The following is a 235-nucleotide window of genomic DNA, read 5'->3' on the forward strand; positions in this document are numbered from 1 at the left end:
TCCGTCCCCTTTGTCGCCTGCGCTCGGAGAGCCTGAGCAAGCGTCTTCGAGAAGTTTGCGGGAACTGCCAGATTGGAGATGCCAGATGCCAACTCGTTGATTCGACGCTTCTGATCACGGGTCACGTCTTCAATCGGAGTCGTGTGTTCGTAGCCTGCATCCGTGATCGCGAATTCGACGGCACGCATCGCGTTGCCAATGCCTCGTGCGTTTGCGTTCATATAACCTCCAGAAG

Annotated in this window: 1 protein-coding gene; it reads right to left on the reverse strand. The window is 56.2% G+C overall.

Annotated features, from left to right (window positions below):
• On the reverse strand, positions 1-221 hold a 221-nt coding region (locus AC1RO3_RS09440), incomplete at its 3' end, for a hypothetical protein (RefSeq protein ID WP_481764162.1).
• Between the last annotated feature and the right edge of the window lie 14 nt (positions 222-235).

This window comes from Dellaglioa sp. CoH-57-MRSF-19, assembly GCF_056781975.1.